20 protein-coding genes are annotated in these 21,933 nt (G+C 53.9%); 7 read left to right on the plus strand and 13 right to left on the minus strand.

Annotated features, from left to right (window positions below):
- Window positions 1–8 precede the first annotated feature (8 nt).
- Both pstB and phoU read left to right on the plus strand, forming a co-directional pair.
- The gene (gene pstB / locus ACLD4F_RS19595; RefSeq protein ID WP_000063118.1) at window positions 9–782 is read left to right on the plus strand and encodes a phosphate ABC transporter ATP-binding protein PstB; all 774 of its coding nucleotides are present in this window, start codon (window positions 9–11) and stop codon (window positions 780–782) included.
- 14 nt (window positions 783–796) lie between these two features.
- On the plus strand, window positions 797–1,522 hold the full coding sequence (phoU, locus tag ACLD4F_RS19600; RefSeq protein WP_000377800.1) for a phosphate signaling complex protein PhoU: 726 nt from the start codon (window positions 797–799) through the stop codon (window positions 1,520–1,522).
- 94 nt (window positions 1,523–1,616) lie between these two features.
- Here phoU and yieH read toward each other — a convergent pair whose 3' ends face one another.
- Window positions 1,617–2,282: a 6-phosphogluconate phosphatase gene (gene yieH / locus ACLD4F_RS19605; RefSeq protein WP_079944697.1), complete on the minus strand. Its 666-nt coding sequence runs from the start codon at window positions 2,280–2,282 to the stop codon at window positions 1,617–1,619.
- 168 nt (window positions 2,283–2,450) lie between these two features.
- On the opposite strand from yieH, the gene adeP reads away from it, so the two are divergent.
- Window positions 2,451–3,788, plus strand: a complete 1,338-nt coding sequence (gene adeP, locus ACLD4F_RS19610; protein WP_001521829.1) for an adenine permease AdeP — start codon at window positions 2,451–2,453, stop codon at window positions 3,786–3,788.
- A 44-nt stretch (window positions 3,789–3,832) separates the two neighbouring features.
- On the opposite strand, the gene ACLD4F_RS19615 is transcribed toward adeP, so the two are convergent.
- The 9 genes from ACLD4F_RS19615 to rpmH form a co-directional block, all read right to left on the minus strand.
- Complete coding sequence (locus tag ACLD4F_RS19615; RefSeq protein ID WP_001527038.1) at window positions 3,833–4,417, minus strand: NADPH-dependent FMN reductase; 585 nt, start codon at window positions 4,415–4,417, stop codon at window positions 3,833–3,835.
- Window positions 4,417–5,172: a 4'-phosphopantetheinyl transferase family protein gene (locus ACLD4F_RS19620; RefSeq protein ID WP_411010996.1), complete on the minus strand. Its 756-nt coding sequence runs from the start codon at window positions 5,170–5,172 to the stop codon at window positions 4,417–4,419. Before ACLD4F_RS19620 ends, ACLD4F_RS19615 begins: the two co-directional genes overlap by 1 nt.
- Before the next feature lie 157 nt (window positions 5,173–5,329).
- A complete protein-coding gene (yidZ, locus tag ACLD4F_RS19625; RefSeq protein WP_079944698.1) occupies window positions 5,330–6,289 on the minus strand; it encodes an HTH-type transcriptional regulator YidZ in 960 nt (319 codons plus the stop codon).
- Window positions 6,258–7,445 (minus strand): MFS transporter, encoded by a 1,188-nt coding sequence (locus ACLD4F_RS19630; protein WP_079944852.1) that lies wholly within the window; start codon window positions 7,443–7,445, stop codon window positions 6,258–6,260. The genes yidZ and ACLD4F_RS19630 overlap by 32 nt, the downstream gene beginning before the upstream one ends.
- A gap of 182 nt (window positions 7,446–7,627) precedes the next feature.
- Window positions 7,628–8,992, minus strand: coding sequence for a tRNA uridine-5-carboxymethylaminomethyl(34) synthesis GTPase MnmE (gene mnmE, locus ACLD4F_RS19635; protein ID WP_023218439.1), 1,365 nt, complete (start codon window positions 8,990–8,992; stop codon window positions 7,628–7,630).
- 140 nt (window positions 8,993–9,132) lie between these two features.
- The gene (yidC, locus tag ACLD4F_RS19640; RefSeq protein ID WP_000378278.1) at window positions 9,133–10,779 is read right to left on the minus strand and encodes a membrane protein insertase YidC; all 1,647 of its coding nucleotides are present in this window, start codon (window positions 10,777–10,779) and stop codon (window positions 9,133–9,135) included.
- A gap of 2 nt (window positions 10,780–10,781) precedes the next feature.
- Window positions 10,782–11,039, minus strand: coding sequence for a membrane protein insertion efficiency factor YidD (gene yidD / locus ACLD4F_RS19645; RefSeq protein ID WP_001307474.1), 258 nt, complete (start codon window positions 11,037–11,039; stop codon window positions 10,782–10,784).
- The gene (gene rnpA / locus ACLD4F_RS19650) at window positions 11,003–11,362 is read right to left on the minus strand and encodes a ribonuclease P protein component (RefSeq protein ID WP_000239725.1); all 360 of its coding nucleotides are present in this window, start codon (window positions 11,360–11,362) and stop codon (window positions 11,003–11,005) included. Before rnpA ends, yidD begins: the two co-directional genes overlap by 37 nt.
- Window positions 11,363–11,378: 16 nt before the next feature.
- Window positions 11,379–11,519, minus strand: a complete 141-nt coding sequence (gene rpmH, locus ACLD4F_RS19655) for a 50S ribosomal protein L34 (protein ID WP_000831330.1) — start codon at window positions 11,517–11,519, stop codon at window positions 11,379–11,381.
- A gap of 660 nt (window positions 11,520–12,179) precedes the next feature.
- On the opposite strand from rpmH, the gene dnaA reads away from it, so the two are divergent.
- The 4 genes from dnaA (at window position 12,180) to gyrB (ending at window position 18,399) form a co-directional block, all read left to right on the plus strand.
- Entirely contained in the window at window positions 12,180–13,580 is a 1,401-nt protein-coding gene (gene dnaA / locus ACLD4F_RS19660; RefSeq protein WP_000059093.1) for a chromosomal replication initiator protein DnaA, read from the plus strand.
- 4 nt (window positions 13,581–13,584) lie between these two features.
- Window positions 13,585–14,685 carry a DNA polymerase III subunit beta gene (gene dnaN / locus ACLD4F_RS19665; RefSeq protein WP_000673474.1) on the plus strand — a complete coding sequence of 367 codons (1,101 nt, stop codon included), beginning with the start codon at window positions 13,585–13,587 and terminating at the stop codon, window positions 14,683–14,685.
- 197 nt (window positions 14,686–14,882) lie between these two features.
- Entirely contained in the window at window positions 14,883–15,956 is a 1,074-nt protein-coding gene (gene recF, locus ACLD4F_RS19670; protein ID WP_000059373.1) for a DNA replication/repair protein RecF, read from the plus strand.
- Between the two features lie 28 nt (window positions 15,957–15,984).
- Window positions 15,985–18,399 (plus strand): DNA topoisomerase (ATP-hydrolyzing) subunit B, encoded by a 2,415-nt coding sequence (gyrB, locus tag ACLD4F_RS19675; RefSeq protein ID WP_000072047.1) that lies wholly within the window; start codon window positions 15,985–15,987, stop codon window positions 18,397–18,399.
- An 18-nt stretch (window positions 18,400–18,417) separates the two neighbouring features.
- On the opposite strand, the gene ACLD4F_RS19680 is transcribed toward gyrB, so the two are convergent.
- From ACLD4F_RS19680 to ACLD4F_RS19690, 3 genes are all read right to left on the minus strand, one after another.
- The gene (locus ACLD4F_RS19680; protein ID WP_001054589.1) at window positions 18,418–19,314 is read right to left on the minus strand and encodes a LysR family transcriptional regulator; all 897 of its coding nucleotides are present in this window, start codon (window positions 19,312–19,314) and stop codon (window positions 18,418–18,420) included.
- Between the two features lie 114 nt (window positions 19,315–19,428).
- Window positions 19,429–20,622: a mandelate racemase/muconate lactonizing enzyme family protein gene (locus tag ACLD4F_RS19685; protein ID WP_024132189.1), complete on the minus strand. Its 1,194-nt coding sequence runs from the start codon at window positions 20,620–20,622 to the stop codon at window positions 19,429–19,431.
- A 13-nt stretch (window positions 20,623–20,635) separates the two neighbouring features.
- Window positions 20,636–21,898 carry an MFS transporter gene (locus ACLD4F_RS19690; RefSeq protein ID WP_024797547.1) on the minus strand — a complete coding sequence of 421 codons (1,263 nt, stop codon included), beginning with the start codon at window positions 21,896–21,898 and terminating at the stop codon, window positions 20,636–20,638.
- Between the last annotated feature and the right edge of the window lie 35 nt (window positions 21,899–21,933).

Consider the following 21,933-nt stretch of genomic DNA (forward strand, 5'->3'; position numbering starts at 1 on the left):
AGAGTGAAATGAGTATGGTTGAAACTGCCCCGAGTAAGATTCAGGTTCGTGATTTGAACTTCTACTACGGCAAATTCCATGCCCTGAAGAACATTAATCTGGATATCGCGAAGAATCAGGTAACGGCATTTATCGGGCCATCCGGCTGCGGTAAATCAACGCTACTGCGTACCTTCAATAAAATGTATTCGCTTTATCCGGAGCAGCGCGCGGAAGGTGAAATTCTGCTGGATGGCGACAATATTCTCACCAACACCCAGGATATCGCGCTGCTGCGCGCAAAAGTGGGGATGGTATTCCAGAAGCCGACGCCGTTCCCGATGTCCATCTATGACAATATCGCCTTTGGCGTGCGTCTGTTTGAGAAGCTGTCTCGCGCTGATATGGACGAGCGCGTGCAGTGGGCGTTGACCAAAGCCGCATTATGGAACGAAACCAAAGATAAATTGCACCAGAGCGGGTACTCTCTCTCCGGTGGTCAGCAGCAGCGTCTGTGCATTGCGCGCGGTATCGCCATTCGCCCGGAAGTGTTGCTGCTGGATGAGCCATGTTCAGCTCTGGACCCGATCTCTACCGGGCGTATTGAAGAGCTGATCACCGAGCTGAAACAGGATTACACCGTGGTGATCGTGACCCACAACATGCAGCAGGCGGCACGTTGCTCCGATCATACGGCGTTTATGTACCTGGGCGAGTTGATTGAGTTCAGCAACACGGACGATCTGTTCACCAAGCCCGCGAAGAAACAAACAGAAGACTATATCACCGGTCGTTACGGTTAATTCAGGAGTGCGTAATGGACAGTCTGAACCTTAATAAACATATTTCCGGCCAGTTCAACGCCGAACTGGAAAGCATCCGCACTCAGGTAATGACCATGGGCGGCATGGTGGAGCAGCAGCTTTCTGACGCTATCACCGCCATGCACAACCAGGACAGCGAGCTGGCGAAGCGCGTGGTAGAAGGCGATCATCAGGTTAATATGATGGAAGTCGCCATCGATGAAGCCTGTGTGCGTATTATCGCCAAGCGCCAGCCGACGGCGAGCGATCTGCGTCTGGTAATGGCGATTATCAAAACCATCGCCGAACTGGAGCGCATTGGCGACGTGGCGGATAAAATCTGCCGTACCGCGCTGGAGAAATTCTCCCAGCAGCACCAGCCGCTGCTGGTCAGTCTGGAGTCACTGGGTCGCCACACCGTGCAGATGCTGCACGACGTGCTGGATGCGTTCGCGCGCATGGATCTCGACGAAGCGGTGCGTATCTACCGTGAAGACAAGAAAGTTGACCAGGAGTACGAAGGTATCGTGCGTCAGCTGATGACCTACATGATGGAAGACTCGCGCACGATTCCCAGCGTGCTGACCGCGCTGTTCTGCGCGCGCTCTATCGAGCGTATCGGTGACCGTTGCCAGAATATCTGCGAATACATCTTCTACTTTGTGAAGGGGCAGGATTTCCGTCACGTCGGCGGCGATGAGCTGGATAAGCTGCTGGCGGGGAAAGATCCGAAAGAGTAAATCTCATCCTTTTGCCCGGTGGCGCTGCGCTTACCGGGCCTACAGGTACAGATGCTGTAGGCCGGATAAGCGTTAGCGCCATCCGGCATTTCAGTTAACGCGTAATCTCCCACCCGCGCGCTTTCCACAATCCCGGCAACTGCGCCAAATCGGTAAACGTCGTCACGTTAGGGTGATCGATCGGCTTGTTATGCGGATCGGCGCAGAAATAAAACACTTCCATTCCCGCCGCAATTCCTGACTGCGCGCCTGCGCTGGAATCATCCACCAGAATACACCTCTCAACATTGACCTTCATGGCGTTCGCCGCATGGAGCATCAGCGCCGGATCGGGCTTCCAGCGTTGAATATCGTAACCGCTAAACAGCAAATCGGGAAAATAATGCAACATGCCCAGTTTACCCAGCGAATGCTGCATCTTACTGACCGGTCCGTTGGATACCACGCACATAGGCGTCTTAATGCTCTCCAGCAGGGTATTTGCGCCCGCGATCGCTTCCAGTTCGGTATCGAACAGACGTGCAACCTCGGCGCGGTACACCGGCTCCAGCTCCGCTTTTGCCAGCGCAACGCCATGCTCTTTACTGATGGTATCGATAATTTCGTAGAGCTTTACGCCTTTAAAGCGTCTGAATACTTCCGTGAGCTCAAGCGTAATGCCGAACTGCCGGAACATAGTGACATAGGCGCGCGAGCAAATTACTTCACTGTCGACCAGCGTGCCGTCACAGTCAAAAAACACCGCTTCGATTTGGGACATGTCATTTCCATTTTAACAAGTTTAACGTTTACGTAATGCTGAATGAGGGGACGCAATCGTTGCCGTACTAACAAATTGAGTGAAAAAAATTACCACACAACTGCGCCAGGTGTCGCATTTTGGTATAGGATAACGGCGAATTTTCCCTCCTTTCTCCGGAAATTGATAATGAGTCAACAACACACCACCCAGGCTTCTGGTCAGGGTATGCTGGAACGCGTGTTTAAACTGCGCGAACATGGCACGACGGCACGAACCGAAGTGATCGCCGGTTTTACCACTTTCCTGACGATGGTTTATATCGTTTTTGTTAACCCGCAAATTCTGGGCGTAGCTGGCATGGACACCAGCGCCGTCTTTGTGACCACCTGTCTGATTGCGGCCTTTGGCAGTATTCTGATGGGCCTGTTCGCTAACCTGCCGGTGGCGCTGGCGCCAGCGATGGGGCTGAATGCGTTCTTTGCCTTCGTGGTTGTGCAGGCAATGGGACTGCCGTGGCAGGTAGGCATGGGCGCCATTTTCTGGGGCGCTGTTGGTCTTTTATTGCTGACTATCTTCCGCGTGCGTTACTGGATGATCGCCAACATTCCGGTCAGCCTGCGCGTGGGCATCACCAGCGGCATCGGCCTGTTTATCGGCATGATGGGGCTGAAAAACGCCGGCGTGATCGTCGCTAACCCGGAAACGCTGGTCAGCATCGGCAACCTGACCTCGCACAGCGTGCTGCTGGGGGTTCTCGGATTCTTTATTATTGCGATTCTCGCTTCGCGCAACATTCATGCGGCGGTGCTGGTGTCCATCATCGTCACGACGCTGCTTGGCTGGATGATGGGCGATGTGCACTACAACGGCATTGTCTCCGCGCCGCCAAGCGTCACCAGCGTGGTAGGGCATGTCGATTTGGCAGGCTCGTTCAATCTTGGCCTGGCGGGGGTTATTTTCTCCTTCATGTTGGTAAACTTGTTTGACTCCTCCGGTACGCTGATTGGCGTGACCGATAAAGCCGGCCTGGCGGATGCGAAAGGCAAATTCCCGCGCATGAAGCAGGCGCTGTTTGTTGATAGTATCTCTTCCGTCACTGGCGCATTTGTCGGAACGTCTTCTGTGACTGCTTATATTGAATCCTCTTCCGGCGTTTCGGTGGGCGGTCGCACCGGTTTGACGGCGGTGGTGGTCGGTATTTTGTTCCTGCTGGTTATCTTCCTGTCGCCGCTGGCGGGCATGGTGCCGCCTTACGCGGCGGCGGGCGCGCTGATTTACGTCGGCGTGCTGATGACCTCCAGCCTGGCGCGGGTAAACTGGCAGGATTTAACCGAATCGGTCCCGGCGTTTATTACGGCGGTAATGATGCCGTTTAGCTTCTCGATCACCGAAGGTATCGCGCTGGGCTTTATCTCTTACTGCGTGATGAAAATCGGTACCGGTCGCCTGCGCGACCTTAGCCCGTGCGTAGTGATTGTCGCGCTGTTATTCGTGCTGAAGATTGTGTTTATTGACGCACACTGATGAAATGAACCCTCGCCCCATCGGGGTGAGGGTTTTTAACGAGCTTACGCTTTAACGCGCTGAATAAACTCACCAAATGCGGTCAGCTGACCGGTCAAATGATCTAACGTTCCCTGATCCACCACTTCTCCAGTCTGCGGGTCGACTTTATTCTGAATCACGCCGCCCATAAACTCCGGTTTATTCATCACCATCGCATCAAGGAACACCAGAATCTGGCGCAGATGATACTGGCAGCGCGCGCCGCCAATCGCCCCCATTGAACTGGTCTGGATAAGAACGGGCTTACCCGCCAGCGGCTGCTCAGGCAGACGGGATAGCCAGTCGATGGCATTCTTCAGGCCGCCGGGAACGGAATAGTTATATTCCGGCGTCACAATGACGACGCCGTCGGCGTTGCGAATCTGCTCCGCCAGCGCCTCTACGCTGGCTGGAAATCCCTCTTCCTGCTGGATATCGGCGTCATACAGCGGAATATCCCCGATCGAAGGCAGCGGCGATACCGTCATTCCTGCCGGCGCGACTTTAGGCAGCGTACGCGCCACCATCCCGTTAAAGGAACCTTTGCGTAAACTTCCCAGCAATGTAACCACATTCAGCGTTTCAGACATACGTGCCCCTTTTTTCATTATGAACGATTAAGCGTATACGATTTGGCGGCGGGGAGTTGGGCGAATCGCATCAGACGACCGGTTGGCTCATTGGCGCGCGTCTGGATATCGGGCAGGCTTTTCCAGCCCAATTTGCCATCGAACTCCCACACTTTTAATTTTTCTATCGCTGGCGTAACGGTTACGGACCATACCAGCACATCTTCCGCATCGCACACGGCTTCAAGCTGCGTGACATGCGCGCACTTCAGGCGTCCGGCAACGGGTAAAAGTTGCAGCTCCCGCGGATCGTCATTCATGACATCGCCGGTGAGTTTTAACACGCTCTGGCGCAATGTAATGAGTTGCGCTCGCGCTTCGTTGGGATCGTTTTGATTGGCTACCCATAAGTTTTCATTACGGGAGAAAGGCTGGCGTTCGAGCGAATGTGAATGGTGAAAGCCGCGGGAGGTGCGCTGTAATTCCATATCCAGCCCGCACTCTCCTTCGGTGGTCAACGCCACGCCAACCATATTTCCGGCATAGGAGATAGAAAAGCCTGGCAGATTTTTGTCACGAAACGCGGGTTTACCTTTCGCCTGAATAATGATTTCCGGCAGCTCGCTAATTCCGTACAGCATAAACATCAGTTCGGCAAGAAGGCCTCTGGAGGCGAGAAAACGCGTTCGTCGGTGAGCAGGCAGGTTTCTGGCTTCAATATGGCAAGACGAAGAGAGACGAATTGAAACCAACTGTCCCTCCGTAAGTATCCCTCTGGCAAAGTGAGTCGCCATTTTTCGCTCCGTGATTAATGGGCCGTGATAATGACGAGAGTAACATTAACGTAAATTATGGACAGGTTTTACGCGCTAAAAATTCAATTTCAGAAGGTTCTTTAATCAGACGGTGACATTTCTGGTAAGAGGAAGGTTAATTTATCAACGCAGGTGGTCAGATAAGGCGACGGCAGAGCGTGTTGATAGCCTGTCGTAGCCACACAATCTTGGGATTATGACTATTACGTTTGTGCCATAATAGGGTAAACGGCACCATCAGCTTTTCCCGCTGTTGCGCATCAAAAGGCAGGGGGCGCGCCACTAACGGTAGCTGGTGGAGCTGATTGTAGTGCTGGCAATAGCGCGGCGCGGTTGCTATCAGGGTGTGATCCGGCTGGGCGGCCATAAAGAGCGACTGCTCGAACCCCGGCAGGCTCAACGCGATATGGCGCTTGCGCCCCATTTCTTGCAGGACATCATCCAGCGCCCAGGTATCGCTTTGCTCCCAGCAAATACTGATATGCGGGTAGCGCAGAAAAGTGTCCAGACTCCACTCTTCCTGCAATGCCGGATGATCTTCACGTAGCCAGACGCAAGGGAGATCGGAAAATAACACTTCATGGTCGATCGACAACGGCAGTAGGCTCAGCAGTTCTCGCGAGCGGGGATGGCTTTCGCGTCCGGTGAAGCCGATATCCACCTCGCCGCGAATAATCGCATCCAGCGAATCATAGTCCCAGTTGCGTATTTTGATCGTCGCCTGAGGATAACGCTGATAGATCTGCCGGGAGAGGGCGTTAAACATGATCATGACCAGCGGTGTTTCAGCCACCAGATCAAACTTCAACCCACGCGGAGCCTCATGGTGCGGCTTATCCAGCAATTGATTGCTCATCTGCATCCACTCTGCCAGATTCTGCTCCATACTGACCATTAACGGCGTCGGCGTAAGTCCCAGCGGGGTGTTTACAAACAACGGGTCGTCAAACCAGGTCCGCAGTTTCGACAGCGACTTACTCACCGCCGACGGCGTGACGTTCATCCGTTTGGCGGTTTTGGTAACGCTGCGTTCCTGCATGAGTAACTGTAGGCATAACAGCAAATTAAGGTCGAGATTGGTAAGGGATTTCTTCATGCTCGGCTACGGACCTGTTGGGCGCGACGGAGAAGATCAGCAGAATACTCACTATGCTACAACCAATCAGAATCCCGATCAGCATATTCATCGCGCTGATACCGAGTATTGCCGCCAGCCAAATCCACAGTGATGAACCGCAAACCTGCGCGATACCCAGCGTGGAACTGGCCACTCCGGCGCGCAGCGAAAACGGCCCCAGCGCCTGGCTCATCGCGACGCCAAAACCAACCGAGAATCCGGCGCAGATAAGCGTCAGGCCAAAGAGCGTGACGGTATTGGTATGAGCAAGGCTTAACGTCACGCCAGCCGTCAAAAACAGCCCCTGTGAGACGAGCATTAAAGTTCGCGGCTTAAATAACCCAAGCGCAAAAGGGGTAGAAAAAGAGACGACCATACTGACGCCTGCGGTGAGCGCCATGGTAATGGCATAGTCGCCACGACTAAATCCCATCACCTCCATCAGCAGCACTGGAGAGGCATTGACGAAGGTCAGGATCACCGACACGCTAAGGGTGGTGATCGCCAGTCGACTGACGAAAAAACGGTTAACCAGCGACTCGGCGGCGGGCGACGATCGTGATAAATCGCGTGGAGCCAGCCTTGCCGGGCGCGTCTCGCGCAGGATAAACAGTGATAACAGGCCCACAATAATGCCCATCGCGGACATCGTATAGAACAGACTTTGCCAGGGGAAACGAAGCATAATCAAATGCCCCACCACCGGGGCGAGTACCGGCACAATACAGGTAATCCCATTCAATAATGACAGCACTTTCGCCCGGCGATGCTCGTCGAGCGTGTCGCGCAGAATGGCGAACGCCACCACATAGCAGCCGCCTGCGCCTACTCCCTGAAGAAAACGTCCACTCAGAAATAGCGAGCCTTCCGACGCCCGTGAACAAAGCAGTGAGGCCGTCATAAAGACGAGCGCGCCGACGATCGCGACCGGCTTGCGGCCTGACTGGTCGGCTATCTTCCCGGCAAACAGCATGGCCGTCGCCATTCCGGCCAGGTAAACGGAGAAGGCGATATGCAACTGCGCCTCGCTGGCGTTTAGATCGGCGGCTATACGCGGTAAACCGACCAGATACATATCAATACCGGCAGGATAGAGTAAAACCAGGACAAAACTACACAGTAGAAAACGTTTCATAGCGGCCTCACGAAAAGTGTGGCGCTAAGAATACGGGGCGACGTTGCGCGAGACGAGTTGCCATTTGGACAACAGTGATTTCCTCATGGGAAATCATTGCTGCCGGATGGCGGCGTAAACGCCTTATCCGGCCTACGGGTTCTGTAGGCCCGGTAAGCATTGCGCCACCGGGCAACACAACGTTATTTACCGATACAGAAGCTGGAGAAAATCCGTCCCAGCAGGTCGTCGGAGGTAAACTCGCCAGTAATCTCGCTTAAGCTTTGCTGCGCCAGGCGCAACTCTTCCGCCAGCAGTTCCCCCGCCCATGCGCCTAATAGCTGCGCTTTGCCCTGCTCAAGATGTTCAGCGGCTTCCGCCAGCGCCTGTAGGTGACGGCGGCGGGCCAGGAAGCCGCCTTCCATATTGGTATCAAACCCCATGCTCTGCTTGAGGTGGTTACGCAACACGTCGACGCCTTCGCCGGTACGCGCCGAGAGGCGAACCAGTGAGTGACCGTTTACTTCACTAATACCCAGCGTTTCGCCGGTGATATCCGCCTTGTTACGTACCACGGTAATCGGTAGATTTTTTGGCAGACGGGCGATAAAGTCCGGCCAGATGTCGGCAGGGTCAACGGCGTCCGTCGTGGTGCCATCCACCATAAACAGCACGCGATCGGCCTGTTCAATCTCCTGCCAGGCGCGTTCAATGCCGATACGCTCAACTTCGTCGTTGGCGTCGCGCAGTCCGGCGGTATCGATGATATGCAGCGGCATCCCGTCGATGTGAATATGCTCGCGCAACACGTCGCGCGTGGTACCGGCGATATCGGTAACAATGGCCGCTTCACGGCCTGCCAGCGCATTCAGCAGGCTGGATTTCCCGGCATTCGGGCGTCCGGCAATCACTACCTTCATCCCTTCGCGCAGCAGGCTGCCCTGGCGCGCTTCGGTGCGCACGGCGTCAAGATCGGCGATGACGCCATTGAGCTGTGCTTCAATTTTGCCGTCAGAGAGAAAGTCGATCTCCTCATCCGGAAAATCGATAGCCGCTTCGACGTAGATTCGCAGGTGAGTAAGTGCTTCCACAAGGTGGTTAACGCGGGCGGAAAATGCCCCCTGTAACGAGTTTAGCGCTGAACGCGCCGCCTGTTCGGAACTGGCATCGATCAGGTCGGCAATGGCTTCCGCCTGGGCTAAATCGAGCTTATCGTTGAGGAACGCTCGCTCGGAGAACTCGCCCGGTCGGGCAATGCGCACGCCTGGAAGCGTCAGGATACGTTTTAACAGCAGGTCCAGGATCACCGGACCGCCGTGCCCTTGTAGCTCCAGCACATCTTCACCGGTGAAGGAGTTCGGGCCGGGGAACCACAGCGCAATACCCTGATCCAGCGCGCTGCCGTCAACGTCTTTAAACGGCAGGTAGTCGGCATAGCGCGGCTTCGGCAGCTTGCCCAGCACCTCTTGCGCAACGTCACGCGCTTTCAGACCAGAGATACGCAGGATACCCACGCCACCGCGTCCCGGTGGGGTTGCCTGGGCGACGATAGTGTCGTTATGGCTCATGGTTAGTCTCAACTTTGTTGCAATAAAAAAGGCGGTCATATGACCGCCTTTTGATTGTAGGCCTGATAAGCGTTAGCGCCATCAGGCTGACCGGCGCGCCTTGCCGGATGGCGGCTTCGCCTTATCCGGCCTACACCGAATCAGGATTTTTTCTTCTCGCGGCTATGCAGGCCACGCTTCTCCAGACCACGGTAAATCAGCTGCTGCTGAATGATGGTGACCAGGTTGCTGACGATATAGTACAGCACCAGACCTGACGGGAACCACAGGAAGAACACCGTAAAGATGACCGGCATAAAGGTCATGATCTTCTGCTGCATCGGGTCGGTCACGGTGGTCGGCGACATCTTCTGAATGAAGAACATCGTTACGCCCATCAGGATCGGCAGAATGTAGTACGGGTCCTGTGCGGACAGGTCATGAATCCACAGCGCGAACGGCGCATGACGCAGTTCAATGGAACCCATCAGCATGTAGTACAACGCCAGGAAGATAGGCATCTGGATGATCAGCGGGAAGCAGCCGCCCAGTGGGTTAACCTTCTCCGCTTTGTACAGGGCCATCATCTCCTGGCTTTGGCGCTGTTTATCATCGCCAAGACGTTCGCGCATCGCCTGAATTTTCGGCTGCAGCATACGCATCTTCGCCATTGACGTGTACTGCGCTTTGGTCAGCGGGTACATGATACCGCGAACGATAAAGGTAATGATGATAATGGAGAAGCCCCAGTTGCCCACAAAGCTGTGGATCCACTTCAGCAACTTGAACAGCGGCTGAGAGATGAACCACAACCAACCGTAGTCCACGGTCAAATCCAGGTGCGGTGCAACAGCCGCCATTTTATCCTGAATTTCCGGGCCGACCCACAGGGTGCTGGTCATCGCGCCAGTCTGGCCTGGCTGTACCAGTACCGGCTGCGCTTTATAGCCGATAGCGACAATGCCGTTACCCAGATTAGCGGTGTAGAAATTGTTGGTGCCGTCGTTACGCGGAATCCATGCGGTAGCGAAATACTGCTGCAACATTGCCACCCAACCGCCTTTGGAGCTGACGTTGAGGTTTTCGTTATCGGCAATGGTGTCGAATTTGTATTTCTCATACTTCTCATCCGGCGTGGAGTACGCTGCGCCGCGGAACGTATGCAACGCAAAGTTGCTGCTGCCGGTGTCGCGATGAGGAGGCAGGTTGACGGATTGTTTTAACTGACCAAAGGTGGAGACTTCCAGCGGTTTTTCGCCGGTGTTCTGCACGCTATAGTTCACGTTAACCGCATAATCGCCACGCTTAAAGACAAACGTTTTGGTAAACGTGTTGCCTGCGGCGTCAGTATAAGTCATCGGAACCTGCAGTTCGTTCTGACCGTCGGCCAGTACAAACGCATCTTTCTCGACGTTGTACAGCGGACGCGGGCCGTTCGCCGGGTTATCCGGGCCGTCGCGGCCTGTCAGGCCGCTTTGCGCCTGATAGATAAACTGCGGGGTGGTTTCCAGCAGCTGGAACGGTTCGTTGGAACCCAGTTCTTTCGGGTAAGCCGGGAGCAAGGCCTGCTCGACATCACCACCACGGGTGTTGATAGTCAAATCAAGCACATCGGTTTTCACCGTAATCATTTTCCCCTGGCCACTGGCTGGTACGCCCTGGTCGGCGGCGCTACCCGCTGCGGTGGTCGTTGTCTGCGTGGTCTGTTGAGTCTGAGGTTGCGGATTTTTATCCTGCTCCCAGGCTTGCCAGATCATGAAAGACACGAACAGCAAAGCGATGACTAAAAGATTGCGTTGCGAATCCATCGTTAGTGTTCTCTGGTATCAAATGGTCCGGGCGGGACGGGATCGTCACCACCAGGGTGTAAAGGGTGGCATTTTAATACGCGTTTCACCGTCAACCAACTGCCTTTTATCACTCCAAACCTGCGCAATGCCTCAATTCCGTAGCTTGAGCACGTTGGCGTGAAACGACAATGCGGCCCAAGCAGCGGACTGATCAGGCGTTGATAGACCCGAATAAGGGCTATCAGGACCCGCGAGCCAGGCGACAGTGGCGGCGCCATAATTTTTCCAACGCTTCCGAGAGAGCACGGTTATCGAGGTCGGCAACCCCTTTTTTCGCCACCACCACGAAATCCATTGCAGGAAGTTCATGCTGGCGCAGACGGAAGCTTTCACGCGTCAGACGTTTAATCCGGTTGCGTTCATGCGCACGTCGAACATTTTTCTTGGCGACGGTAAGACCGATACGGGGATGCCCCAGCGAATTCAGGCGGCCGAGGATGGTGATTTGCGGCGTGCCAGCCCGTTGAGGTTGCTGGAAGACGAATGTGAAATGAGCGGGAGTTAACAAACGTAACTCCCTGGGAAATGCGAGCTTAACCACTCAGGGGTTAGCTTTATTACTTGGAAACGGTCAGACGAGCGCGGCCTTTAGCACGACGACGTGCCAGAACCTGACGACCATTTTTAGTAGCCATACGAGCACGGAAGCCGTGAGAACGGTTGCGCTTCAGTACAGACGGTTGAAAAGTGCGTTTCATGGCGATTTCTACCTAAACTTGAATAAATTCACTGACTTTTGCGTATACCCGAACAAACTTTGAACGACTTACGCCACAGTGTGGGTGATTAAAGAGGCCGGATTGTAATAATTGTACACTCCGGAGTCAATTCTCTTTCCTTATTTTCCCGCGATTTTCCACGCCTTTTTGTGCGGAAAATAAGCAGCGTTGACGCCATATGACGGGCATTGCGCGACGGGTGGAGAATTATACGGACTGCCAGGTAAAGCGCAAGGATCGCCCTGGATCTTTATGCGATCTTTTAGGCGTCTGCTCACCTTTACCTATTAATTTTTTCAATATGCGCGCGAAAGCGTACAGGAGTTCCCCAGGATCGATTACACTTATCCTTTCCTGGAAAGTCCTGTGGATAAATCGGGAAGAATCTGTGAGAAACAGAAGATCTCTTGCTCAGTTTAGGCTATGATCCGCGGTCCTGATCGTTTCAAACGATCCTGGTCAGGCATGAACACGAAATCTTTCAGACTGCGTGAAGTCGCGATCGTTTGAAAGATCCGTGAAAACCGCAGACAGCGGTTCGTGCGTCACCCTTCATGCAGGGTCTTATCGACGTGCGCCAACAATCATTAATGTATCAGCCTTTGTCATTTATCGACTTTTGTTCGAGTGGAGTCCGCCGTGTCACTTTCGCTTTGGCAGCAGTGTCTTGCCCGATTGCAGGATGAGTTACCAGCCACAGAATTCAGTATGTGGATACGCCCGTTGCAGGCGGAACTGAGCGATAACACGCTGGCTTTGTATGCGCCAAACCGTTTTGTGCTCGATTGGGTAAGAGATAAGTACCTCAACAATATCAATGGATTACTCAACACATTCTGCGGCGCGGATGCCCCACAACTGCGTTTTGAAGTGGGAACAAAGCCCGTTACGCAAACGCTAAAAACGCCTGTGCATAACGTTGTCGCGCCTGCGCAGACAACAACGGCGCAGCCGCAGCGCGTAGCGCCTGCGGCCCGTTCGGGCTGGGATAACGTACCAGCGCCGGCGGAGCCGACCTACCGCTCCAACGTCAATGTTAAGCATACATTTGATAACTTCGTCGAAGGTAAATCCAACCAACTGGCGCGCGCGGCGGCACGTCAGGTGGCGGATAATCCTGGCGGCGCTTATAACCCGTTATTCCTCTATGGCGGCACCGGTCTGGGTAAAACTCACCTGCTGCACGCGGTGGGTAACGGCATTATGGCGCGTAAACCCAACGCGAAAGTCGTGTATATGCACTCCGAGCGCTTTGTGCAGGACATGGTAAAAGCCCTGCAAAATAACGCCATCGAAGAGTTTAAACGCTACTACCGCTCCGTTGACGCATTGCTGATCGACGATATTCAATTCTTCGCCAATAAAGAACGATCCCAGGAAGAGTTTTTCCATACCTTTAACGCTCTGCTGGAAGGCAATCAGCAGATCATTTTGACGTCGGATCGCTATCCGAAAGAGATCAACGGCGTTGAGGATCGTCTCAAGTCCCGCTTTGGTTGGGGGCTAACAGTGGCGATCGAACCGCCAGAACTGGAAACCCGCGTGGCGATCCTGATGAAAAAAGCGGACGAAAATGATATTCGTCTGCCAGGCGAGGTCGCGTTCTTTATCGCCAAGCGTCTACGCTCTAACGTACGTGAACTGGAAGGCGCGCTGAACCGGGTGATCGCCAATGCCAACTTTACCGGCCGGGCGATTACTATCGACTTTGTGCGCGAAGCGCTGCGCGATTTACTGGCGTTGCAGGAAAAACTGGTCACCATCGACAATATTCAGAAGACGGTGGCCGAGTATTACAAAATCAAAATTGCGGATCTGCTTTCTAAGCGTCGATCTCGCTCGGTAGCACGTCCGCGCCAGATGGCTATGGCGCTGGCAAAAGAGCTCACCAACCACAGTCTGCCGGAAATCGGCGATGCGTTTGGCGGGCGCGACCACACTACCGTACTTCATGCCTGTCGTAAAATTGAGCAACTGCGTGAAGAAAGCCACGATATCAAAGAAGATTTTTCGAATTTAATCAGAACATTGTCGTCGTGATCCTATGAAATTTACCGTTGAACGTGAACATTTATTAAAACCGCTTCAGCAGGTCAGCGGCCCGCTGGGCGGTCGTCCTACGCTGCCGATTCTCGGTAACCTGCTCCTCCAGGTAGCGGACGGTACGCTTTCTCTGACCGGCACCGATCTTGAAATGGAGATGGTCGCGCGCGTTACGCTTTCTCAGCCGCATGAGCCAGGCGCCACTACCGTGCCGGCGCGGAAATTCTTTGATATCTGCCGCGGCCTGCCGGAGGGCGCGGAGATTGCCGTTCAGTTGGAAGGCGATCGGATGCTGGTGCGTTCTGGCCGTAGCCGCTTCTCGCTGTCTACACTGCCTGCCGCCGATTTCCCGAATCTTGACGACTGGCAAAGCGAAGTTGAATTTACGCTGCCGCAGGCCACGATGAAGCGCCTGATTGAAGCGACCCAGTTTTCGATGGCCCATCAGGATGTGCGCTACTACTTAAACGGTATGCTGTTTGAAACGGAAGGTAGCGAACTGCGAACTGTCGCGACCGACGGCCACCGCCTGGCGGTGTGCTCAATGCCGCTGGAAGCGTCTTTACCCAGCCACTCGGTGATTGTGCCGCGTAAAGGCGTGATTGAACTGATGCGTATGCTCGACGGCGGCGAAAACCCGCTGCGCGTGCAGATCGGCAGTAATAATATCCGCGCGCACGTCGGCGACTTTATCTTTACCTCGAAGCTGGTGGATGGTCGCTTCCCGGATTACCGTCGCGTTCTGCCGAAGAATCCGGATAAACATCTGGAAGCGGGCTGCGATATCCTCAAGCAGGCGTTTGCCCGCGCGGCAATCCTCTCGAATGAGAAATTCCGCGGCGTTCGTCTGTACGTCAGTGAGAATCAGCTCAAAATCACCGCCAATAACCCGGAGCAGGAAGAAGCGGAAGAGATTCTGGACGTGAGCTACGGCGGGACGGAGATGGAAATCGGCTTTAACGTCAGTTACGTGCTGGACGTGCTCAATGCGCTGAAGTGCGAAACCGTGCGTATTATGCTGACGGATTCCGTATCCAGCGTACAGATTGAGGATGCGGCGTCACAGTCGGCTGCCTATGTTGTTATGCCAATGCGCTTGTAAAGAATATCGGGCTATCTTACTTGTTATTCTGGCTTCGGGCAGTGCTCGCACAAAATACGAAGTATTTTGGACGTCTTATGGACGGCCCGAAGGGCGAGCGCAGCGAGCAATCCTCACGTACTCCAGTACGCTCCGGTTGCTGTGCGCTGGCCGTAACCAGACTAATTGCGCCGATAACGCCCTGGTTATGAGTTGATATGTCGCTATCCAGACTGCTAATCAAAGACTTCCGCAACATAGAAAATGCGGATCTCGCTTTATCCCCCGGCTTTAACTTCCTGGTTGGCGCCAACGGCAGCGGCAAAACCAGCGTGCTGGAAGCTATCTATACGCTTGGCCATGGTCGGGCGTTTCGCAGTTTGCAGCCTGGCCGCGTGATTCGTCATGAGCAGGAAGCGTTTGTTCTTCACGGGCGATTACAGGGCGAAGAGCGTGAGACGTCGATTGGCTTAACCAAAGATAAGCAGGGCGACAGCAAAGTCCGTATCGATGGTACCGACGGTCACAAGATCGCGGAGCTGGCGCATTTAATGCCGATGCAGTTGATTACGCCGGAAGGGTTTACTTTACTCAACGGCGGCCCCAAATACAGAAGAGCGTTCCTTGACTGGGGATGCTTTCACAACGAAGCCGGATTCTTCACCGCCTGGAGCAACCTGAAACGATTGCTGAAACAGCGTAATGCCGCGCTGCGCCAGGTGAGTCGTTATGAGCAATTGCGCCCGTGGGATAAAGAGCTGATTCCGCTGGCGGAACAAATTAGTACCTGGCGGGCGGAGTACAGTAGCGCTATCGCACAGGACATGGCGGATACCTGTCAGCAGTTTTTACCTGAATTTTCCCTGACGTTCTCTTTCCAGCGCGGCTGGGAGAAAGAGACAGACTATGCGGACGTGCTGGAGCGAAGCTTTGAGCGTGACCGTATGTTGACCTACACCGCGCACGGGCCGCATAAAGCGGACTTTCGCATTCGCGCCGACGGCGCGCCGGTGGAAGATACCCTGTCGCGCGGGCAGCTAAAGTTATTGATGTGCGCCTTACGTCTGGCGCAGGGCGAGTTCCTCACCCGCGAAAGCGGGCGGCGCTGCCTGTACCTGATAGATGATTTTGCCTCTGAACTTGACGATGCGCGTCGCGGACTGCTGGCCAGCCGCTTAAAAGCCACGCAATCGCAGGTCTTTGTCAGCGCAATTAGCGCTGAACACGTTATAGACATGTCGGATGAAAATTCGAAGATGTTTACCGTGGAAAAGGGTAAAATAACGGATTAACCCAAGATTAAATGAGCGAGAAACGTTGATGTCGAATTCTTATGACTCCTCCAGTATCAAAGTCCTGAAAGGGCTGGATGCGGTGCGTAAGCGCCCGGGTATGTATATCGGCGACACGGATGACGGCACCGGTCTGCACCACATGGTATTCGAGGTGGTAGATAACGCTATCGACGAAGCGCTCGCGGGTCACTGTAAAGATATCGTCGTGACTATTCACGCCGATAACTCCGTGTCCGTAACGGATGATGGCCGTGGCATTCCGACCGGTATTCACCCGGAAGAAGGCGTCTCGGCGGCGGAAGTGATCATGACCGTTCTGCACGCGGGCGGTAAATTTGACGATAACTCCTATAAAGTCTCCGGCGGTCTGCACGGCGTGGGCGTCTCGGTAGTTAACGCTCTGTCGCAAAAACTGGAGCTGGTTATCCAGCGAGATGGCAAAATTCACCGTCAGATCTACGAGCACGGCGTGCCGCAGGCACCCCTGGCCGTCACTGGCGATACCGATAAAACCGGCACGATGGTACGTTTCTGGCCGAGCCACGAAACCTTCACCAACGTCACTGAATTTGAATATGAGATCCTGGCGAAACGCCTGCGTGAACTGTCATTCCTGAACTCAGGCGTCTCCATCCGCCTGCGCGACAAGCGCGATGGCAAAGAAGATCATTTCCACTACGAAGGCGGCATCAAGGCGTTTGTTGAATATCTGAACAAGAATAAAACGCCGATCCACCCGAATATCTTCTACTTCTCCACCGAAAAAGACGGTATCGGCGTCGAAGTAGCGTTGCAGTGGAACGATGGTTTCCAGGAAAATATCTACTGCTTTACCAACAACATTCCGCAGCGCGACGGCGGTACTCACCTGGCAGGCTTCCGTGCGGCGATGACCCGTACGCTGAACGCCTACATGGACAAAGAAGGCTACAGCAAAAAAGCCAAAGTCAGCGCCACCGGCGATGATGCCCGTGAAGGTCTGATTGCGGTGGTTTCCGTAAAAGTACCGGACCCGAAATTCTCCTCACAGACCAAAGATAAGCTGGTCTCTTCCGAGGTGAAATCGGCGGTAGAACAGCAGATGAACGAACTGCTGAGCGAATACCTGCTGGAAAACCCATCTGACGCGAAAATCGTCGTCGGCAAAATTATCGACGCCGCGCGTGCGCGTGAAGCGGCGCGTCGCGCCCGTGAAATGACCCGTCGTAAAGGCGCGCTCGATTTAGCCGGTCTGCCGGGCAAACTGGCGGACTGTCAGGAACGCGACCCGGCGCTGTCCGAACTGTACCTGGTGGAAGGGGACTCCGCGGGCGGCTCTGCGAAGCAGGGGCGTAACCGTAAAAACCAGGCGATTCTGCCGCTGAAAGGTAAAATCCTCAACGTCGAGAAAGCGCGCTTCGACAAGATGCTCTCCTCTCAGGAAGTGGCGACGCTGATTACCGCGCTGGGCTGCGGTATTGGTCGCGACGAGTACAACCCGGACAAGCTGCGCTATCACAGCATCATCATCATGACCGATGCGGACGTCGACGGCTCGCACATCCGTACGCTGCTGTTGACCTTCTTCTATCGTCAGATGCCGGAAATCGTCGAGCGCGGCCACGTCTACATTGCCCAGCCGCCGCTGTACAAAGTGAAGAAAGGCAAGCAGGAACAGTACATTAAAGACGACGAAGCGATGGATCAGTACCAGATCTCCATCGCGCTTGACGGTGCGACTCTGCACGCGAACGCCCATGCGCCGGCGCTATCCGGCGAAGCGTTAGAAAAACTGGTCTCTGAATATAACGCCACGCAGAAAATGATTGGTCGTATGGAGCGTCGCTTCCCGAAAGCGCTGCTCAAAGAGCTGGTGTATCAGCCAACTCTGACCGAAGCCGATCTTTCTGATGAGCAGACTGTAACGCGCTGGGTGAATGCGCTGATTACCGAGCTGAACGAGAAAGAGCAGCACGGCAGTCAGTGGAAGTTCGATGTTCATACTAATACGGAACAGAATCTGTTCGAGCCGATCGTTCGCGTGCGTACGCATGGTGTGGATACCGATTATCCGTTGGATCACGAGTTTGTGACCGGCGCGGAATATCGTCGTATCTGCACGCTGGGCGAGAAGCTGCGCGGTCTGATTGAAGAGGACGCGTTTATCGAACGCGGCGAGCGTCGCCAGCCGGTAACCAGCTTCGAGCAGGCGCTGGAGTGGCTGGTGAAAGAATCACGTCGCGGTCTGGCTATCCAGCGTTATAAAGGTCTGGGTGAAATGAACCCGGATCAGCTGTGGGAAACCACCATGGACCCGGAAAGCCGCCGTATGCTGCGTGTGACCGTTAAAGATGCGATTGCTGCCGACCAGCTGTTCACCACGCTGATGGGTGATGCCGTTGAGCCGCGTCGTGCCTTTATTGAAGAGAACGCCCTGAAAGCGGCGAATATCGATATTTAACCTGCCTTAATCCCCGGCCTACCGCTGGTTGGCCGGGGCATCATGATGTTCATCGACATAGCTGAATAAAAAATCTCTAAAGCGCTGAGTGGCGGGCGTTTGTGCGCGCCACGCATGGAAATAAAGGTTCATATTGCGCCGCAGCGGAGGCGTGAGCGAACAGGTCGCTAATTGGTAGCTTTTGGCGTAATGGCGGGAAAAGGTTCCGGCGATCACCACGCCTTCACACTGCGCCGCCAGCGACATGGCGGTCGCCATATGTTCCACCGTCATTTTGGGCTTAATGCGCACGCCAGCGGTTGCGGAGATCATCGGAATGGATTCGTTGCCAACGGCGATCAGCTCTTCGCTTTGAATCTCTTCCCAGCGAACCGTTTTTTTATGCAGCCGATAGTCCGGATGGCAGTACAGGGCGATTTCCGTTGTGAACAGCGTTTGTTTGTCGATTTCCGGCTCCAGCGGCCGCTCCGGGCCGATACCAAAATCGGCTTCTCCCAACATAATGCTTTTTTGTAATTGCGACATGGGCTTATCAATAAGCTGTACGTGGGTATGCGGATGCTGCCGCTTAAAGGCATGGATGATTTGCGGCAGAAAAGCACAGGCGATCAGCGGCGCGCCAACAACCCGCACCAGGGATTTTTTGATCTCTTTCAGGTCGCGGGCATAATTTTCGGCCCGTTGAAACTCTTCAACAACCCGCATGGCGGCGGGTAAAAACTTTTCGCCGTCGGGCGATAGCTTCACCACGCGCGAAGTGCGGTCGAAAAGGGAAACCTCCATCTGGCTTTCCATTTCGTTGATTAAACCGCTAACAGCTCCCTGCGTGATGCACAGATATTTGCTGGCGGCGGTAAAACTACGCAAATCCGCGACGGCCAGAAACGCGCGAAATTGCCGGATAGTTAAATTCATTTGCCACCTGTGTTACCCCTTTACTGAGAGGATTTTATCTCAGGCTGGATAAGGTCGCGTTGATACGACTCGCAAATACAGGGTGTCTGCCTGCGGTGCAGGCAGACTGTTGGCTTATTTTACGGTAATGGTCGGCGACTTTTTCATGGTTTCTTCGGTCAGCTCCTGGCCGATGCCGGGAAGCTCCGGAACGTCGTACATGCCGTTCTTGGGTAGATAGTTGTATTTACAGGTCTGTGTATTCGGTTCCAGCAGCGCATACCGGTGCAGTTCGTGGATGACGAAGTTAGGGATCGCGGTTTCCATATGCAGCGCCACCGCTGTGGAAATCGGCCCGCCGCAAACATGGATTTGCACCGTTTTGTCGTAAACGTGCGCCATATCGCAGATTTTCTTCACTTCGGTGATGCCGCCGCAGGTGCAGATATCGGGCTGAATAACGCTCAGGCTGCCGTTTTCCAGGAAAGGACGGTATCCCCAGCGCCAGTATATGCGTTCCCCAGCCGCCAGCGGAATATTGACCTTATCGGCAACCTGCTTCATCTGCCCTGGGTTCAGCGGCATAACCGGTTCCTCGTAGTAGAAGATGCCCAGTTCTTCGATCATGCGGCCAAACTGAATCGCCGAGGTGGTATCCGTAAAAGCGTGCATTTCGGCGATGATATCCACGTCCGGGCCGACTGCATCACGTATGGCGGCCATACGGTCATAGCCCAGGCGCAGGATTTTATCGGTGAGAGGCCCGTTGAGGTTTTGCTGGTTCCAGTTGCCGTGGCGATCCATTGCGACGGTATCCACTTTTATTGCGTCATAGCCTTCGCTGACGGCGGTCAGCGCCGCCTGTGCATACTGCTCCGGCTCGGTCAGCATATCTTTATCGCTGCCGTCCCCCCAGCCAAACTGTAGCTGACTGGCGTAGGTTCTGATTTTCTCGCGGCTTTTGCCGCCAAGCATTTTATACAGCGGTACGCCCCACGCTTTGCCTTTGATATCCCACAGCGCGATATCGATGCCGCTCATCGCCGCGGAAAAAATGCCGCCGCCGCCCTGCCCCCAGAAGGTTTTTTTGAGCATCTTTTCCCAGATAGCTTCGTTATTCATCGGGTCCATGCCGATGATAATGGAGGCTAAATCTTTTGCCATGCCGATGCCCGCAGAGGCACCGACGCCGTAAGCCAGCCCGACTTCGCCAAAACCGGAAATGCCCTCATCGGTATTAATTTTTACCACCACCGGACGCCATTTGCTGGTGGCGGACGCAAAATCGTTCGCCACATCAATAATATCAACGCTGGTAATTTTCATCATTTACTCCTCGTAATTAATATTTTTTAATCGTTAAGATTAATGCCGATACCACGGCGATAGCGCTGATAAAAACCAGGCATAGTAAGCCGCCGGTATAAGTTCCAGTGATAGAAATAAATAAGCCGATAAATACGGGAGATAATGAAGAGAGTCCATTGGCGACGCCGTTCATTACGCCGCTGGCGGCGGATATGGATTTTCCTGGTATCATTCCCTGTAATAACGTCCAGGCAACGGGGGTGCCCATCGTACAGAAAGCCACAGCAAAGGAGAGGAGTACTGCTGACATATATTTATGTTCGGTTATGGTACCGAAATAGATACTGACGCCAGCGAAAAACATTAACACCATTAATATGGGAGCGCTGCGTCCTATTTTATCGACGAAGACGCCTGCGGCCGCTTTGGCAAATATCGACAGGACAAAGGGAAGCGACGCCAGCCAACCCATTTCCGCCCAACTGAACCCTCTGGCTGATTTTAGATAGGTTGGTAGCCAGGTAATCATTCCCCAATATAAACATTGCAGACACAGATACCACAGTACCAGCAGCCAATAGCTGTAGTTGGTAATCACCGGTTTTACCCGCAACATAAAACTTTCGCTGTTGCCTGCGCTTTCCGTTTCCTGTCCAGCTTTGATATAAGCCAGTTCTTGTTCGCTGATACTTTTATGTTGTTCTGGTTTATCAGCAACATATCGCCAAAGTAGCCAAAGAGGGATTAACCCGAGAGCGGCGCATAAGAAAAAGTTGGAACGCCAGCCGTGGGTGCCTATCCACCAGGTGAAAAAAGGCATCGCAATGGCGGGTGCCACCGACTGGCCGACGATCCACGCCGCGTTTGCTCTGCCGCGCTCCTGCTTCGGGAACCAGTTTTTAATAAATACGCTTTGCAGTGGATAATAAAATCCCTCTCCGATGCCCAGTAATATACGGCAAATAATAATTAGAGCGAATGATGTTGCTACGCCGCCAACCATTAAAGCGATAGTCCAGATCAGAATACAAAGTATCATTGCTTTTCTGGGGCCGAGATAATCGCCAAGCGGTGATAATACAACGTTAGCGATACCATAAGCGGCCAGAAAGACGGTCATCATCATGCCGATTTGCAAGGGCATACCTTCAATACCCATATAGGCTAAGAAGGGTTCATTCGCGGCTAATACCGAAACATTAACGCGATCGAGATAAGCAATAAATATTCCAATAAACAGACAGGCAACGATTAAAAATCTTTTCCTGGTTGGGGGGGCGGTAAGGGCCATCGACATTAGCGATCTCCTTCTCATCGGATAAGGTTATTTTA

This window comes from Salmonella sp. 741265050_HSA (assembly GCF_046569445.1).
In the GTDB taxonomy this organism is placed as follows: Bacteria; Pseudomonadota; Gammaproteobacteria; order Enterobacterales; family Enterobacteriaceae; genus Salmonella; species Salmonella enterica.

Excerpts from the sequence above, each read along its gene's own strand:
- pstB (WP_000063118.1), top strand. The coding sequence starts at position 9 with ATGAGTATGGTTGAAACTGCCCCGAGTAAGATTCAGGTTCGTGATTTG.
- phoU (WP_000377800.1), top strand. The coding sequence starts at position 797 with ATGGACAGTCTGAACCTTAATAAACATATTTCCGGCCAGTTCAACGCC.
- yieH (WP_079944697.1), bottom strand. The coding sequence starts at position 2,282 with ATGTCCCAAATCGAAGCGGTGTTTTTTGACTGTGACGGCACGCTGGTC.
- adeP (WP_001521829.1), top strand. The coding sequence starts at position 2,451 with ATGAGTCAACAACACACCACCCAGGCTTCTGGTCAGGGTATGCTGGAA.
- ACLD4F_RS19615 (WP_001527038.1), bottom strand. The coding sequence starts at position 4,417 with ATGAAAAAAGGGGCACGTATGTCTGAAACGCTGAATGTGGTTACATTG.
- ACLD4F_RS19620 (WP_411010996.1), bottom strand. The coding sequence starts at position 5,172 with ATGGCGACTCACTTTGCCAGAGGGATACTTACGGAGGGACAGTTGGTT.
- yidZ (WP_079944698.1), bottom strand. The coding sequence starts at position 6,289 with ATGAAGAAATCCCTTACCAATCTCGACCTTAATTTGCTGTTATGCCTA.
- ACLD4F_RS19630 (WP_079944852.1), bottom strand. The coding sequence starts at position 7,445 with ATGAAACGTTTTCTACTGTGTAGTTTTGTCCTGGTTTTACTCTATCCT.
- mnmE (WP_023218439.1), bottom strand. The coding sequence starts at position 8,992 with ATGAGCCATAACGACACTATCGTCGCCCAGGCAACCCCACCGGGACGC.
- yidC (WP_000378278.1), bottom strand. The coding sequence starts at position 10,779 with ATGGATTCGCAACGCAATCTTTTAGTCATCGCTTTGCTGTTCGTGTCT.
- yidD (WP_001307474.1), bottom strand. The coding sequence starts at position 11,039 with ATGGCGCCGCCACTGTCGCCTGGCTCGCGGGTCCTGATAGCCCTTATT.
- rpmH (WP_000831330.1), bottom strand. The coding sequence starts at position 11,519 with ATGAAACGCACTTTTCAACCGTCTGTACTGAAGCGCAACCGTTCTCAC.
- dnaN (WP_000673474.1), top strand. The coding sequence starts at position 13,585 with ATGAAATTTACCGTTGAACGTGAACATTTATTAAAACCGCTTCAGCAG.
- recF (WP_000059373.1), top strand. The coding sequence starts at position 14,883 with ATGTCGCTATCCAGACTGCTAATCAAAGACTTCCGCAACATAGAAAAT.
- gyrB (WP_000072047.1), top strand. The coding sequence starts at position 15,985 with ATGTCGAATTCTTATGACTCCTCCAGTATCAAAGTCCTGAAAGGGCTG.
- ACLD4F_RS19680 (WP_001054589.1), bottom strand. The coding sequence starts at position 19,314 with ATGAATTTAACTATCCGGCAATTTCGCGCGTTTCTGGCCGTCGCGGAT.
- ACLD4F_RS19685 (WP_024132189.1), bottom strand. The coding sequence starts at position 20,622 with ATGATGAAAATTACCAGCGTTGATATTATTGATGTGGCGAACGATTTT.
- ACLD4F_RS19690 (WP_024797547.1), bottom strand. The coding sequence starts at position 21,898 with ATGTCGATGGCCCTTACCGCCCCCCCAACCAGGAAAAGATTTTTAATC.